The 13,765-nt window shown below is 67.1% G+C and carries 13 protein-coding genes; 5 read left to right on the top strand and 8 right to left on the bottom strand.

Annotation, left to right across the window (positions count from 1 at the left end; all coding sequences use genetic code 11):
* Positions 1 to 20: 20 nt before the first annotated feature.
* The 4 genes from FHR95_RS08875 to FHR95_RS08860 form a co-directional block, all read right to left on the bottom strand.
* Entirely contained in the window at positions 21 to 1,133 is a 1,113-nt protein-coding gene (locus FHR95_RS08875; RefSeq protein WP_183314144.1) for a mechanosensitive ion channel family protein, read from the bottom strand.
* 170 nt (positions 1,134 to 1,303) lie between these two features.
* Positions 1,304 to 3,055: an isocitrate/isopropylmalate family dehydrogenase gene (locus tag FHR95_RS08870; RefSeq protein ID WP_183314143.1), complete on the bottom strand. Its 1,752-nt coding sequence runs from the start codon at positions 3,053 to 3,055 to the stop codon at positions 1,304 to 1,306.
* 116 nt (positions 3,056 to 3,171) lie between these two features.
* The gene (locus FHR95_RS08865; RefSeq protein WP_183314142.1) at positions 3,172 to 4,425 is read right to left on the bottom strand and encodes a threonine ammonia-lyase; all 1,254 of its coding nucleotides are present in this window, start codon (positions 4,423 to 4,425) and stop codon (positions 3,172 to 3,174) included.
* A gap of 38 nt (positions 4,426 to 4,463) precedes the next feature.
* Entirely contained in the window at positions 4,464 to 5,042 is a 579-nt protein-coding gene (locus FHR95_RS08860; RefSeq protein WP_040185655.1) for a gamma-glutamylcyclotransferase, read from the bottom strand.
* A 180-nt stretch (positions 5,043 to 5,222) separates the two neighbouring features.
* On the opposite strand from FHR95_RS08860, the gene FHR95_RS08855 reads away from it, so the two are divergent.
* Positions 5,223 to 5,693: a phosphatidylglycerophosphatase A family protein gene (locus FHR95_RS08855; RefSeq protein WP_183314141.1), complete on the top strand. Its 471-nt coding sequence runs from the start codon at positions 5,223 to 5,225 to the stop codon at positions 5,691 to 5,693.
* Here FHR95_RS08855 and FHR95_RS08850 read toward each other — a convergent pair.
* Entirely contained in the window at positions 5,681 to 7,621 is a 1,941-nt protein-coding gene (locus FHR95_RS08850) for a metallophosphoesterase family protein (RefSeq protein WP_183314140.1), read from the bottom strand. The two genes, FHR95_RS08855 and FHR95_RS08850, sit on opposite strands and share 13 nt — an antisense overlap.
* A 135-nt stretch (positions 7,622 to 7,756) precedes the next feature.
* Here FHR95_RS08850 and FHR95_RS08845 point away from each other — a divergent pair, with 135 nt between their 5' ends.
* The 3 genes from FHR95_RS08845 (at position 7,757) to FHR95_RS08835 (ending at position 10,751) form a co-directional block, all read left to right on the top strand.
* Entirely contained in the window at positions 7,757 to 8,323 is a 567-nt protein-coding gene (locus FHR95_RS08845; protein WP_183314139.1) for an NnrU family protein, read from the top strand.
* A gap of 173 nt (positions 8,324 to 8,496) precedes the next feature.
* Entirely contained in the window at positions 8,497 to 9,729 is a 1,233-nt protein-coding gene (locus tag FHR95_RS08840) for a permease (protein WP_040185729.1), read from the top strand.
* 86 nt (positions 9,730 to 9,815) lie between these two features.
* Positions 9,816 to 10,751, top strand: a complete 936-nt coding sequence (locus FHR95_RS08835; protein WP_183314138.1) for a cation diffusion facilitator family transporter — start codon at positions 9,816 to 9,818, stop codon at positions 10,749 to 10,751.
* Between the two features lie 14 nt (positions 10,752 to 10,765).
* Here the strand turns inward: FHR95_RS08835 and FHR95_RS08830 are convergent, their stop codons facing one another.
* The 3 genes from FHR95_RS08830 to FHR95_RS08820 are packed head-to-tail and all read right to left on the bottom strand — an operon-like array spanning position 10,766 to position 13,175.
* Positions 10,766 to 12,118: a sensor histidine kinase gene (locus FHR95_RS08830; protein ID WP_183314137.1), complete on the bottom strand. Its 1,353-nt coding sequence runs from the start codon at positions 12,116 to 12,118 to the stop codon at positions 10,766 to 10,768.
* The gene (locus tag FHR95_RS08825) at positions 12,115 to 12,786 is read right to left on the bottom strand and encodes a response regulator transcription factor (protein WP_183314136.1); all 672 of its coding nucleotides are present in this window, start codon (positions 12,784 to 12,786) and stop codon (positions 12,115 to 12,117) included. The genes FHR95_RS08830 and FHR95_RS08825 overlap by 4 nt, the downstream gene beginning before the upstream one ends.
* Positions 12,783 to 13,175, bottom strand: coding sequence for a PepSY domain-containing protein (locus FHR95_RS08820; protein ID WP_246378480.1), 393 nt, complete (start codon positions 13,173 to 13,175; stop codon positions 12,783 to 12,785). The genes FHR95_RS08825 and FHR95_RS08820 overlap by 4 nt, the downstream gene beginning before the upstream one ends.
* 75 nt (positions 13,176 to 13,250) lie before the next feature.
* On the opposite strand from FHR95_RS08820, the gene FHR95_RS08815 reads away from it, so the two are divergent.
* Positions 13,251 to 13,718 carry a PepSY domain-containing protein gene (locus FHR95_RS08815; RefSeq protein ID WP_183314135.1) on the top strand — a complete coding sequence of 156 codons (468 nt, stop codon included), beginning with the start codon at positions 13,251 to 13,253 and terminating at the stop codon, positions 13,716 to 13,718.
* The last annotated feature ends 47 nt before the right edge of the window (positions 13,719 to 13,765 follow it).

Raw genomic sequence — 13,765 nt, 5'->3', positions numbered from 1 at the left:
AGTGATCTGTTTGCCTGTCATCAGCGGGGTTTCGCCTCGCGCAACCAGACGTCGCGCTGAGGGAAGGGGATCTCGATGCCGGCTTCGTTCAGAGCCCGGTAGATCGCCATGTAGAGCTCGTGGGTGACCTTGCCGCGCAGCGACGGTTCCGTGACCCAGCACAGCAGTTCGAACTCGAGGCCGGAGTCGCCGAGGGCGCGCAGCCGCACCCGGGGCGTCGGGGTATCACACACCGTCTGGTGCGTGGTGGCGAGGTCGTTGAGCAGTTCCACCACCTCCTCGGCATTCGAGCCGTAGGCAACATTCACCTGCAGCCGGATGCGGAACCTGACCCAGGGGCCGCCGGATTCGTTGTAGATCTTGGTGTTGGCCATTTCTGAATTGGGCACGGTGATCTCGACGTCATCCCGAGTGATCATGCGTGTCGAGCGTATCCCCACCTTGGCCACGCGTCCCCGGTCTCCGCTATCGAGAACCACATAATCGCCCACCTTGTAGGGGGCATCGGCAATGATAAAGAAGCCGGCAAAGAGATTGGCCAGTGTCTCGCGGGCGGCAAAACCCACGGCAATACCCACCACGCCGGCAGAGGCCAGCCATGCCGTCGGATCCACCTTCCACACCACCAGCAGGGCATAGCCGGCAGCGGCAACGATCAGCACCGTCATCATCAGATCGAACAGCGGCATCGTGCGCTCTTCGACGATGGGAAAACGGTTGCGAAAGCGTCCGAAGATTTCCAGGCTGGCGTGACTGGCCTGCAGCCCCTCCTTCACCAGACGCAGGATCAGGACACTCGTCAGCAGACGCAGGACAAGCGTTTCCACGCTGTCGCTGAACGCCAGCACCCGAACCGCCAGTACCAGTGACAGTATCGTCAGGACCCAGGCCCCGGCGCTGGTGGCGATTTTCAGTAGTCTAAAGCCGGGGCCGCCATGGACTCGCGAGGAGCGGGCCGTCAGTTTGCGTGCCCAGAAGAGCACCAGCATCCTGCCGAGCACGGCCAGCATGCTGCCTGCCACCACGATGATCAGCGCCAGCAAGGACTGATAGACGGCCAGAACGTCCCACAGATCGACCAGGAAGCCAGGCAGCCAGCTCGGTGCCTGGAAGCGATGCTCACCGGGTTCCATCCGTTCGTCTCCTCTCGGGAAGTCGGACCATGGCGATCACGCCATTTTCCAGCGACCCTCGCGGCCGGCTGGGGCATGCCATCAGGCCGACCTACCCTGGCGGTAAAGGCGGCCATGGGATGGCCGCCTGGGGGCTTACCGGGTCGTGCTACCTTCGCCGATAACGGCTGCTAGCGATCCTGTGCAGGGCTCAGGCGGCTGGCCACGGCGTCGAGGAAGCCTTGCATGTCGACGAGGGTCTCCGCGGCGGGGTCGGTGGTCTTGCCCTTCAGGTCGCCGGTGATGATGCCATCGGCGACGGTATCGATCAGCGCCGCCTTGAGGCGAGTGGCATAGTCGACCAGCGCCGCATTGCTCTCGCGCTCGCCCAGGGTCTCCAGGGCGTTGGCCACGGCGAAGATCAGCGCCGAGGAGTTGAAGTGCGCCTCCTTGCCGTCGCTCTCCAGATACTTCAGGTAGAGGTCGTGGGCGGTGCCGTGGGGCGCCTCGAAGAGCATGGTGCCGTTCTTGCTCTCGATGATCGAGCTGGCGGTGGCCAGGCTGCCGCCCAGTGCCGCGGAGATGTCCGAGAAGATGTCGCCGTCGAGGTTCTGCGCCGGGTAGAGGGCGTTGCGCGGCGGGTCGGTGATCATCTTGATGAGCTGGCTGGAGGGCCGCATGATCATGAACGACGGTGGCGGGGTATCGGCCTTTGCCAGCTCGCGGCGCACGTCGGTGATGGCGGTACTGAAGACGTCGTCGTACTCCATGTACTCGCGCTTGAGGCCGAAGTAGACCTCCTTGTCCTTGCGTGAGGCGTCGCGGAATACCTGGGTGACCCAGTCCTTGATGGCTTCGTGATCGTTGGACATCAGCAGGATGGGATCGCCCTGCTTGACGTGGCGGGCGTGCTTCTCCTCGCCGTCGACGACCACCTTGAGGATGCCGTGCTCGAGGGCCGGGGCATTGTAGCTGCCGTACTGGTCGCCACCGCCGGCGCTCATCCGCGACAGCGAAACGTGGGCCTTGCGGGTGGGAATGCCGTGCACCTTGAGCTGCTCGACCAGCTTGTAGAGCTTGCGACCGGTGGTGTTGTCCGGCACGCCCCACAGCGCCCGCTCGGGCGGGTTGGCGACGATGCGCGCGGCCTGGGCGTCGATCAGCTCGTAGTGGTAGGCCAGCCCCAGCGCCTCGACCTGCGCGCGGTAGTCGCTCTCGTAGATGCCCTCGATGGCGGCGCGCATCACGCCGTCGTAGCCGGCGATCACGGTGTCCTTGAGGCCCAGGTAGATGTCGCGCTTCTCGTCGATGGCGCGCTGGAAGAAGCGGTGTGCCCAGGCCTTGATCGCGTCGATGTCGTTGGTGGCGAGCAGCCAGGGGTCGCCCTTCTTGACCTCGCGGCGGTGCAGTTCCACCGGGTTGCCGCTGGCGCCGACGAACATCAGCTTGACGATGCCGGTGGCGCGGGAGAGCTCGTTGTAGCTGTCCTTGCTGCCGCCGGTCGCCATGGTGTCGACCTCGATGTCGCGACCGACCCATTCCGGCTTGTTGAACTGCAGATTGCGGAACTGGATGTCCTCGCGGGTGATGTTGCCACCGATGCCCTTGCGGATGGCGCCATTGGGCGATTTGGTGGCCAGCGGGTGCAGGCTGGTGCCGTCGAGCTCGGGATGGGCCGCCAGCAGCTCGCCCAGCTGGGCGCGGTTGACCGTCATGCCGGCGTTCTTGACGCCCACCCCGTAGCGCTTGAGCGCCTCGACGGCATCGATGACCGCCTGGCCGTTGGTGACCAGGCGGTTCTCCGCGGTCAGGTCGATCTCCACCAGCTCGATATCCAGTGGTGAGGTCACGAAGGTGTCGAGGATGCGTTCGAAGGCCACCTGAGCCATCTCGTCGCCGTGGAGGATGACCAGGGGGGCGTTCACTTTTAACTTTCTGCTCATCAGTCTTCCCTTGTTGAAATGCTGTAAACCGTCGAGACGATGGAAACCGTTGCGATGATCGAATGCGCACAGGGTACGCCTGCCGACGGCCCTGCGCCATGCACCCAAGGTGCCGGTCAGTGCCCTTCGGGGTCGGTGGCCCAGCGCTCGTCCGGGTGCACCTCGTTGGCGGGCAGCACCGGGTCGTAGCCTTCCGTGCGCAGTGCGGCGATCACCTCGCGGGTGTGGTCGCTGCCCAGGGTCTCGAGGGTAGCCTCGACCTCGGTAGCGCGCAGCGAGAGGTCGGTGAAGGTACGCTGATGGGCGATCTGGATGACGTTGGCGCGCTGCTCGGCGAGCAGGCGGGTGAGCTCGGCCAGCGAGCCGGGTACGTCGGGAATGCCGACCCGCACCCGCACGATACGCCCCGTGCGCACCAGGCCGCGCTGAATCACCGAGGACAACGCCAGCATGTCGATGTTGCCGCCGCACAGCACCATGCCGACCTTGCGGCCGCGGTAGCGCGCCGGCTCGCTGAGCAGGGCGGCGAGGCCGGCAGCGCCGGCGCCTTCGGCGACGCTCTTCTCGATCTCCAGCAGCAACAGGATGGCGCGCTCGATCTCGGGCTCGTCCACCAGCACGATGTCGCTGACCAGCTCGCGCACGATCTCCCGGGTCAGCATGCCGGGCTGCTTGACGGCGATGCCCTCTGCCAGGCTGGCCAGGCCACAGTGAACCTCCTCCCCGGCCAGCACCTGCTGCATGGCCGGAAAGCGGCAGGTCTGCACGCCGATCACCTCGATATCGGGTTTCAGGGCCTTGGCCGCCACCGCATTGCCGCTGATCAGCCCGCCGCCACCGATGGGGATTACCAGGCAGTCGAGGTCGGGGACCTCCTCGAGCATCTCCGGGGCGATGGTGCCCTGACCGGCGATGATCCGCTCGTCATCGTAGGGGTGGACGAAAACCAACTGGCGCTCCTCGGCCAGGCGCCGGGCATAGGCCCCGGCCTCGTCGACCCCGTTACCCTCCAGGTGCACCTCGGCGCCGAAGTTGCGCGTGTTGCGCACCTTGAGGTTGGGGGTGTGGCGGGGCATGACGATGGTGGCGTGGATGCCCAGCCGGGTAGCGTGATAGGCCACTGCCTGGGCGTGGTTGCCCGCCGACATGGCGATTACGCCCCGGGCGCGCTCCTTGGGGCTCAGTGAGAGCAGGTGGTTGAGGGCGCCGCGCTCCTTGAAGGAGGCGGTGAACTGGTGGTTCTCGAACTTGATGTAGAGTTCGCAGCCGGTGAGCTGCGAGAGGGTGGTGGAGTGCAGGCAGGCGGTGCGCTCCACACTACCCTGGAGGCGCGCGGCGGCCTGTCGGACGTCGTCGAGGGTCACGCTCATGGGAGGCTTGTCTCCAGTGGCCAAGGGGGTGTCGGGCATCAGGCGTCTGACGGGTGAGAGAGACGCGCGGCCAGGTCGAACACGTGGGGATCGTCCACGCCGAGTTCGTCCAGGGCCTGGGCCAGGTTGACCAGGTAGTCACGATTGGGGCCGCTGGGGCCGTGGGCCAGGGCTATCTGTTCGGCGATGGCATCCAGCGGCGCCTCGCCGAGGAAGGCGGCGTTGTCCTCGGTGGCAAGATACACCAGCCCCTCGGCGCTTGCCGGTGGGACGCCGTCTTCAAAGTGCAGCCGGGTGACCTCGCGCAGGTAACCGTTCTTTTCGCGCACGTCGAGCGGGCCGAGCACCTCGGGCGCGATGCGGTAGGCCATGCCGTGGCAGACTGCGTCGGGTTCGCGCACCAGGGTCACCACCCGGCCCGGCGCCTCGGGGGTGCCGCGGTGGTCGTGGGAGCCCTGCCAGAAGCGGCGCACCCAGCCATGGATATGCGCCGGGCGGCGCTCGAGGAAGGGGAAGTCGGCCTTCCAGATCAGCGAGCCGTAGCCGAACAGCCAGATCTCGTCGTGGCCGTCGAAGTGGGTCATCTGTCGGTTGCGGTGGGTCGTGTCGAGTGTCATCCCTGAATGATGCGTCGGCCGGCGGCGAATGTCGAAGGCTGGCGGTGGGTGCCGGTCGCGTCGTTCGCCATCGACCTTCGTCGGGCCGCCGGGTATCTTGGCCGCTGCTCGGCCGACACCGGCCGCGGGCGGCACGCCACGGGGCGTGCCGCGTCATTCAGTGCGTGAGGGGGAACAAGCATGGAGAGCGTTGTGATGTGGCTGGCCATCGGCCTCGGCACGGGGCTCTCGCCCTGGGCCGCGGGCACCGTCGGCTCCTTGCTGGGGCTGCCGCTGGCCTGGTGGCTGCTGGGCCGTGCCCGTCGCGTGCAGTTCGCCCTGGTGGCGGTGCTACTTCTGGCGGCGGTGCCGGTCTGCCATCTGGCCGCGGAGGCGTTGGGCACCAAGGACGACGGGCGCATCGTGCTCGACGAAATCGTTGCCTTTCCGGTGACGGTGCTGGGTCTGTCGGCGGCGCGTCATCCCGCGGCCTTGGCGGGGGCCTTTGTGGCCTACCGGGTCTTCGACGCCATCAAGCCGCCGCCGGTGAATATGGCCGAGGCGGTGCCCGGCGGTGCGGGCATCGTGCTCGACGACAGTGTGGCGGCGGCCATGAGCTGGCTGGTGGTAGCCGCCGGCCTCATCCTGTGGCGGCGGCGTCAGGCGTCTTGATCAGGAGGCGGGAAGGTGACGTCGAAACCCTTTGCATCGAGTTGACGGATGCTGGTTGGCCGGCCCTGGTCGTCGAGTTCCACCAGGCCGATACCGCTGCCGTTCCACAGCCGCTCGCCGGCCTTGGCGCGGTCCGGGTCGCGCGGGGTGATCTTCATGCGTCGACGCTGTGTGAACCAGTTGAGCGGCGAGCGCGGCGCATAGAGCCAGCGGTTCAGGCGATCGAACCAGTCGAGCAGGGTATCGGGGAAGGCATTCTTGAGGCCGCTGGAGGTGATCTGCCAGATCCTCGGCCCCTCGCGGCGCTGGCGGATACGGATGTCGTAGGCAAAGGAGTAGTGAACGTCGCCGGAGAGGATCACGTAGTGCCCCGGGGTTCGGGTGTGGCGGAAGATATGGAGCATGACGCTGGCCGCACCGCGGTGGGCCATCCAGTTCTCGGCGTCGACCAGTAGCGGCCGACCGGCCAGGGTAAACAGCCGCTGGATGGCCTCGATCAGCTTGACGCCGAACATCGGCGCCGGCGACACGATCACCACCGACGTGGCGCCGAGAATCTGCTGCTGCAGTTCCGAAAGCGCCTCCCAGTCCATCAGGCCGGAGGGGCGTTTCGGGCTGCGCTCGCTGCGCCAGCGCCGGGTGCGGGTGTCCAGCACCACCAGCTTCGGGTCGCCCTCGACCTCTACCTCCCAGCCCTGGAAGCGCAGCAGCCTCTCGATCACGGCGTCCTGCTCCCCGGCGGGTAGCCAACCCTCCTGATGGGCCGCCGAGGCCAGTAATTCGGCGGCCTCGGCCAACGGCTCGGCCAGGCGGTCCGGGTCGTTGCCCCAGCCCTGGCAGAGCAGGTAGGCGAGCAGGGCGTTGCCGATGATGCGCCGCGAGAAGGGATGTCCGTAGGCGGTGCGCTCCCAGTCCGCCGTGAGGTTCCAGTCGTCGGTGATGTCGTGGTCGTCGAAGATCATCAGCGAGGGCAGGTGGGCCATCACGCGGGCTGCGGCAGGCAGCCCCGCGGCGAAGCGCTCGATGACCGCTCGCTCCTCCCCGAAGCGCGCCGCCTGCGTCTCGTCCAGCGCCGGCTCGGTCATCTCGACCAGCCGCCAGGGCACCGGCGACCAGCTCAACAGGTACATGGCGATGACCTCGGCGAGGCTCATCAGGTGGTTGTGGGCATTGGCCGAGGTGAAGATCGGCTTGCGCACCCCGCCGAAGAAGCCCTCGCGCAGGTCCTCGCTGCTCTTGATATCCGGCAGCAGTGCCTCGCGTCGGTAGTAGCTGGCAGCGTCCGCGTAGAGCGCCTGGCTGTCGGCCACAGTCGCGCCCTCCAGGGTCTCGTCGAACAGGCCCAGGCGGCGGATCAGCGCATGGATGGCGACCAGCATCGGGCCGGCGACGTCGTCGGCATAGATCTGGTCGCCGGTCATCAGCAGCCAGGCGGGCCAGGCGTCGGGCGTCTCGCGACGCTCGGCCAGCCAGGCATCGGCGCGCACCAGGCCGTCGGGGCCGTCATGGTGGGGACGGCGGCAGGAACCATGCAGCAGGCGGCGGTGGCTATCGGCCAGCACGAAACTGGGGTGAGTGGCGTTTTCATGCAGCAGATGGGGCGCCCACTCGGCGATCCCGCTGCCGCCCTTGCGGTCTCCACCCTCCGGCGTGATCTTCAGGTCGTAGTCGATGCGCACGCCTTGAGGCAGCGGCGTGTCGAGGGCCACGTCGATCAGGTGCAGCCAGGCATGCCGACCCAGCGGCAGGCGCTGTAGCCGGCGTTCATCGAGGGTCAGGCGACGCGGTGGATGTCCCCGTGGGTGAAGCATCAGGCCGAGGTCGAGAGGCCGTGAGCCGACCAGCCAGATCACCAGGCGTTGTGCGCCGAGGCGCCGCAGGATGGGGCCAGCAAGGACCTCGGGCAGGGGGGCGGAGTCTTGGGACATGGCAATCCTTTGCGAAGCGGCGCGTGGCCTTGCGGATGCGTTAGTGGTCGGTGGTACTGGTCGTGGCCCTGCCAACAGACTAGTCTGGCGGCGCTTTCGTTCCACTTTGCCCTTTCCCTGTAGGAGACGTCGACCATGAGCGTAATGATACTCGGCCTGCTGGTCTTTCTTGGCGTGCACTCGGTGCGCATCCTGGCGGACGACTGGCGAACCGCCCAGATTCAGCGAATGGGCGTGCTGCCCTGGAAGGCCGCCTATTCGGTGGTCTCGATCATCGGCCTGGCCCTGGCGATCTGGGGCTACGGCCAGATGCGCCTCGACCCGGTGTTTCTCTGGCAACCCCCGGTGGCGCTGCGCCATCTCGTCTCGCTGCTGATGATCCCCGCCTTCGTGCTGCTGGTAGCGGCCTATGTGCCGGCCAACCACATCAAGGCCAAGCTGGGCCATCCGATGATCCTGGCAGTGAAGCTGTGGGCCTTCTCCCACCTGCTGGCCAATGGCCGGCTGGGCGATATCGTCTTCTTCGGGGCCTTCCTGCTGTGGGCCGTCTTCGACTTCCGTTCGGCGCGTCGTCGTCCGCGGCCGGATATTGCCGCCCCGAACATGGCCGGTACCGCTGCGACCGTGGTGATCGGCCTGGTGGCTTACTATGTCTTTGCCTTCCATCTGCACGTCTGGGTCGCTGGTGTGCCGGTGATGTGATGCGATGGCGCCAAAAGGCGTCGTTAGCCACCTTCACGCCGGTTTTCGCGCGGCGCTGAAAGGTGTCAGCTTGACCCTTGGGTTGCCCAAAGGGTCTAGCATGAGGGGTCCATCATGGCAGGTCGGGGTCGCCCGGCTTGCTGTTTCGGTCACTGTTCGGGTATAGCGAGATCATGGAACGCTACCTGTCGCTTTGGAACGAAGCCGCTCTCACCAGCCTGGGGTTCTTCTGGATGGCGCTCTGGGCCTTTGCCCTTGGCTATCTGGTCAGTAGCTTGATCCAGGTGCTGGTGACGCGGCAGCGCATGCAGCGGGCGATGGGAACGGATGGCCCGCGCAGCATGCTGCTGGGAAGTTTCTTCGGTTTTATCTCCAGTTCCTGCAGCTTTGCGGCGCTGGCGACGACGCGCACGCTCTTCCAGAAGGGAGCTGGCCTGGCACCCTCCATGGCTTTCCTGTTGGCCTCCACCAACCTGGTGGTGGAATTGGGCTTCGTCATCGCGCTGTTCCTGGGCTGGCCCTTCGTGGTCGGCGAGTATGCCGGCGGCATCCTGCTGATCCTGTTGGCCTGGGCCTTCATCCGCATGACCAACCCGGAGAGGCTGATTGCGCGCGTTCGCGAGCGACTCGACGGCAACGACGACCAGGAAGAGACGAAGGTGCCTGACTGGCGGCAGACGCTGAAGCGCCGTGAGGGCTGGCGTCAGATCGGCCAGACCTATGTCATGGAGTGGCAGATGGTCTGGAAGGACGTGCTGATCGGCTTCACCGTGGCCGGGGCGATCGCTGCCTTCGTGCCGCAGAGTTTCTTCCAGGCGCTGTTCCTCGGCGCCGGTGAGAATGACCCCGGCTTCCTTGCCTTGCTGGCGCAGGCGCTGGTCGGCCCGGTAGCCGCTTTCTTCACCTTTATCGGCTCCATGGGCAACATCCCGCTGGCCGCCGTGCTCTTCGACAATGGCGTGAGCTTCGCCGGGGTGATGGCCTTCATCTTTTCCGACCTGGTGGTCCTGCCGGTACTGCGTATTAACGCCACCTACTACGGCTGGCGCATGGCGCTGTATATCCTGGCGCTGCTGCTCTGCACCCTGGTGGTGACGGCACTGCTGCTGCACCTCGGCATGGATCTGCTCGGTTGGTTGCCGCAGGGCAGCGGTTCGGGCGCGATCACCGATCGCGACTTCTTCGCGATCAACTACGGCTTCTTCCTCAACTTGGCCTTCCTGGCCGTCTCGGCGGCGCTGGTCGGTCTCTGGTGGCAGGGGCGCCGGGATAACGGCCATCACCACCATGATCATGACCATGGAGGTGGGGGCGCCTCTCTGGGAACCCGAGTACTGCAGGCAATGGTGGTGGTGTCTCTGGCCTGGCTGGCCGGTGGGCTGCTGGTGGCGCCTCTCATCGGCTGACAGGGCACGCGGCGCGGAGAGCTCGCGCGAGGTGTGAAGGACGTCTTGGCGCTGCGCTATGCTGGAAGCCTGGCAAGGGAGGGCCCATGGCTCACGATCACGACCATTCGCATCACCACCTTCATCATGCTGGGCACGACAGTCAGCGCCGGCTGGCCTGGGCGATCCTGCTCACCGGCGGCTTCATGGTCGCCGAGGTGGTGGGCGGTATCCTCTCCGGCTCGCTGGCGCTGCTGGCCGATGCCGGCCACATGCTTACCGACACCGCCGCCCTGGGGTTGGCCTGGTTCGCCGCCTGGATCAGCCGACGCCCGGCGGATCAGAAGCGCAGCTACGGCTACCACCGGGTGCAAACGCTTGCCGCCTTCGTCAACGGCCTGACGCTGATCGCCATCGTGGTGTGGATCGCCATCGAGGCCATTCGCCGCTTCCTGTCACCGGTGGCGGTGATGGGTCTTCCCATGCTGACCATCGCCATGCTGGGGCTTCTGGTCAACCTGGTGGTGTTCGCCATCCTTCACGGCGGCGACCGCGACAACCTCAATATCCGCGGGGCCGCCCTGCACGTGCTGGGCGATCTGCTGGGCTCGGTGGCGGCCATCATCGCCGCCCTGGTGATACTGACCACCGGCTGGACACCCATCGACCCGCTGCTCTCGCTGCTGGTGGCGGCGCTGATCCTGAGAAGCGCCTGGAAGCTGACCCGGGAGTCCGGTCATATCCTGCTGGAGGGCACGCCGGACGGCCTGGACGCGGCGACGCTGCGCTGCGAGATTCCCGAGCAGCTCGAGGCGGTCTGCAACGTGCATCACGTGCATGTCTGGTCACTGACGCCGGGTCGCCATCTGGTATCGCTGCATGCGGCCATCGACGAGGATGAGGACCGCCAGGCTGCGCTGCTGGCGATTCGTAACCTGCTGGCGGAGCGTTATGGCCTGGACCACGCCACCATCCAGCTGGAGAGCCGGCACCAGTGTGCCGACGAGCCTGAGCCCGAACCCGACGAAGGCCATCGGGGCTGAGCCTGTGCGTCGCATCACGCGCCAGGCTGGAAGGGGCGGTCGGGCAGCCAGACGCGTACCGCCAGGCCGCCGAGGGGCGAGCGGGCGAGCTCCAGTCGGCCGCCACTGAGCTTTACCAGGTCGGCCACGATGGCCAGGCCCAGGCCGTTGCCCGGACGCTGCTCGTCGAGCCGGGCGCCGCGGGTCAACGCGGCCTGACGCTGGGCCTTGTCCATGCCCGGCCCATCGTCCTCGACCTCCAGCCAGCTCCCACCGGCATCGTTGCCACCGCTTACCTCGACCCGGTCCTCGGCCCAGCGCAGGGCATTGTCCAGCAGATTGCCGACCAGTTCCTGTAGGTCTTGCGCCTCCATGCGCACGCGCATCTCGGCCGGCAGGTTATGGCTTAGGGTGAGGCCGCGCCGCTTGGCCAAGCGGCCAAGCCCGGTAAAGATCGGCGCCAGCACGTCGCTGGCCGCGACCCGGGGCGCCAGGGCAGCGTCCCCGGCCGCCGAGGCGCGGGCTAGATGATGTCGGACGGCGGCATCAATGCGCGTCAGTTCGTCACGGATGCGCGTGCGCCGTGGTTCGTCGGTGCCATCGGCCAGGGTGGTCAGTACGCTCACCGGGGTCTTGAGGGCATGCGCCAGGTTGCCGGCGGCATGCCGCGCATGCGTCATCAGTCGCCGGTCGCGGTCCAACACGCCGTTCATGGCCTGCGCGAGGCGAGCAAGCTCCGGCGACAGGCGCGTATCGAGACGCTCTGCATCGCCGTTCTCTACCTGCTGCAGGTCGGCCTGTAAGCGGCGCAGTGGCGCCAGCCCCCAGCGCACCTGCAGGGCCAGGGTGACCAGCAGCAACACCCCCAGGCCGACCAGTAAGAGCGTGACCAGTCGGGTGAAGCGGGCGAGTTCTGCGTCCAGCGTCTCTCGGGAGACGGCCACGCTGACGTGCAGGGGGCCGTCCAGCGGTGCTAGCTGGATATCGCGCTCGATGACGCGTAGCGGCGTTCCGCGAGGGCCCGGCAGGTCACGGATCATCACCTGGCGATGGGAGCGGACTGGTAGGCGCTGGTCCCACAGCGAACGCGAGGTCAGCACCCGCGCCGCGCCGTCGCTGATCTGCCAGTACCAGCCGGAGAAGACCTGCTCGAAGCGCGGGTCACCCAGCGAACGCTCGTGCACCAGCTGCTGCTCCGCCGGCGCCCAGTCGAGGCCGGCGACGACCACATTGAGCAGGGCGTCCAGGCGCTCGTCGAAGGCGGCCGTCGCGGTGGTGCGGAAATAGTGAGAGAGTCCCGCGCCGGCCAGTGGCAGGGCGAGCGTGAGGGTCAGCAGGGAGGCCAGCAGCAGGCGGCTGGCCAGCGACAATTGTCGCAATCGCCTCATGGTGTCTCATCGCCTGCCACCAGGCGATACCCCTGGCCCCTTAGGGTCTGGATGCGCGAGGCGCCGAGTTTTCGGCGCAGCCGACTGATCTGGACATCGATGACGTTGGAATCCGGCTCGTGGTCGCGATCGTAGACGTGTTCGGCGAGCTCGCTGCGGCTCACCACACGGGGCGTGGCGTGGGCCAGGTAGGCCAGCAGCCGAGACTCCTGGGCGGTCAGGCTCACCGGGCGGCCGGCCAGGGTAACGCTGCCCGTGTGGGTGTCGAAGGTGAGCTCGCCGATCCTCAGCACCGGGTGGGCGTGGCCGTGGCTGCGCCGCACCAGGGCGCGCAGCCGGAACAGCACCTCGGCGGTCTCGAAGGGCTTGGTCACGTAGTCGTCGGCGCCGGCCGAGAAACCGGCGGCCTTGTCGGCCCAGCGGGTGCGGGCGGTGAGCACCAGCACCGGCGTGTCGATGGCGTCCTCGCGCCACTCGGCGAGCCAGCGGCTGCCATCGCCATCGGGCAGGCCCAGGTCGAGAATCACCGCGTCGTAGGCTTCGGTGCGTATCAGGAAGTCCGCCTCGCCGCCGGTGGTGGCGGTCTCCAGCAGCACCCCGGCGTCACCCAGCGCCTCTTGCAGCGCTTCGGCCAGCGGCCGGTCATCCTCCACCAGCAGCACCTTCATTCCGCGCCATCCTCGCGTCGCATCCCGTTGATGTTCACCCCCTCCATGCCGATCAGCTCGCCACTGGCGGCATCGAACTCGAACTCCACCACCTGGCCCTGGGGACCGAGCATCTCCACCTCGTAGAGCATCCGGCCATCGTCACGCTCGAGCTCCACCTCCAGCACCTCGCCGGCGTAGCGGGCCTCGAGCCAGTCGAGGATCTGGGGCAGGGGCACGATCCTGCCTTCGCGCACCGCCTCGTGAAGATCATGCCACGCCTCGTCTGCTGGCGCCGGGGAGGCAGCCAGCAGGGCGAGGAGGGCAACCAGCGCCGGCAGGCGCAGGCGGGGAAACAGGTGTCGATTGATCATGGCCACAGCGTGCCAGGCCGAACATGAATGCAGCATGAATGGCCTCGTCACCGTGTGGCAAGGTCGCCGGCGGTATAACGGGCTGGCAACCCGCAGAAGGAGGAATGACTCATGCAACGCAAGATGATCCTGACCGCTTCCCTGGCCGCCCTGATGGGTGCCGCCACCCTGGCCCAGGCCGATAGCGGCCGACTGGCTTCCGAGCGCCTCGATGAGGTACTGGCCCTGACCGGCAACTTTGGCTTTCAGACCTATGAGGAGATCGAGGTCAAGCGTCGCGATCGCGTGGAGGTCGAGGGCTGGCTCGACGACGAGTGGCAGGCCGAGGTGCGCTTCGACCTGGCCAGCGGCGAGAGCTTGAAGGAGGAGCGCAACAAGCGCGACGGCGGCGCCTGGGGCCTCTCCGAGGCCGAGGTGCGTGACGCCATGGCCGTTGCCGTGGCCGAGGGCCTGGCCGAGTTCGAGGAGCTCCAGGTCGACCCCGATGGCCGCGTCGAGATCGAGGGGGTTGACGCTGACGGCCGTGAGCTCGAGGTCAAGAGCCGCGGCGGCGAGCTGCTCGAGGTGGAGCACGACTGATGCCCTCGCCGGGGGCCTGGCCCCCGGCGAAGGCGATTTCCTTGGTT

This window comes from Halomonas fontilapidosi, assembly GCF_014192285.1.
GTDB classification, from domain to species: Bacteria; Pseudomonadota; Gammaproteobacteria; order Pseudomonadales; family Halomonadaceae; genus Halomonas; species Halomonas fontilapidosi.
The sequence above is the reverse complement of the archived record's forward strand: the minus strand, read 5'-3'. Positions and strand labels throughout refer to the sequence as shown.